General features: G+C 74.0%; 1 protein-coding gene and 1 pseudogene. Both read right to left on the bottom strand.

Going from position 1 to position 1,158, the window contains the following annotated elements; translation table 11 throughout:
* Positions 1–414 (bottom strand): hypothetical protein (locus GUY61_RS38510; RefSeq protein WP_166634921.1); only part of this gene is annotated, 414 nt, incomplete at its 3' end.
* Positions 411–1,158: pseudogene (locus GUY61_RS38505) on the bottom strand (hypothetical protein); the annotation flags it as partial. The gene GUY61_RS38510 and the pseudogene GUY61_RS38505, both read right to left, overlap by 4 nt.

Genomic DNA, 1,158 nt, shown 5'->3' with positions numbered 1-1,158 from the left:
CACCGGGGGCTGGGGCTCGGTGCGGTGCGGGTAGCCGTACGGGGGCGCGCCCGCGGCCGGGACGACCGGGTAGGGGGCCTGGGCGGGCCGCTTGTGCAGCGCCATGTCCCGGACGATGTAGTACACGGACACCACGGGGATGGTCAGCAGCAGGGCGATCACGCCCGCGTCCGACTGCCAGCTCTCGGTGGGGGTCGAGCCCGCCACCATGAAGCCGCCGAACGACCACGCCGCGACGACGCAGCACACCGCCCAGTCGGCGGGGCGGCGGCTGAGGATCGCGACGCGCACCATCGGGACGAAGGCGAGCGTGCCGCAGGACAGGAGAGTGAGGATGATCAGCACCACGCGAAGGGTGATGACCGTCCCCTCGTTGGACGGGGGCTTTACGGCTCCTTGGCCGGGACCGTTCACAAGCACTCCTGCTGCGGCTGTACGGGTGACAGGGGGAGACTATCCGGCCATGCCGGGAACGGCGCTCCCCGACTGCGAAGACGTACGCAATTGTGCTGCGGTTTCCGGCTATTCCACCCGGAATCACCGGGTCCGGGCGCAGGTGGGACCCGAGGGCCGGGTGGGGGTACCCGGTCCCCGCGTGGAACGGGCCGGACCGACCCGTCCGCGAGACCGTCGTAAAGGCCCTGTACGAGCCGCTCGCCGAGCCTGCCCGCCTCACGCAGCGCGCCCTCGAATTCGGCGAGCGCTCTGAACCGCTCGCCGAACCTGCGCTGTTCGGCGAGGGGGAGCCGGGGCAGCTGGAGGCGCCGGACGTCGAGCCGGGTGGCCGTGGAGGCGTAACTGCTGGCCTGCCGCGCGTTCGCGGTGCCGCGCAGGAAACCGGCGAGGAACCAGGGGTCGAGCGCCTCGGGCCCCGGGCGCAGCAGGAACAGGTTGCGGCCGAGCGCGGCGCCCGCGGTGGCCTCGTCGACGACCCTGGCCACTCCCCCGCCGCCGACGACGGGCACGACGACGTCGCCGGGCGCGAGCATCACGGCGTCCTCGGCGGACGCCGTGATGTCGGCGGGCGCGGCGGTGCCCGAGGGGGCGGTCCCCGCCAGCACGTCGTGCTCGGTCAGCACGGGCACACCGTCGGCCGCGGGCCCTCCGGCGCGCAGCAGCAGCGCACCGGCGCGGGCGAGTTCGCCGACGGTGGTGGTG

It is taken from the genome of Streptomyces sp. GC420 (assembly GCF_009916105.1).
Taxonomy (GTDB): Bacteria; Actinomycetota; Actinomycetes; order Streptomycetales; family Streptomycetaceae; genus Streptomyces.
This window is presented reverse-complemented; position numbering and strand designations above follow the sequence as displayed.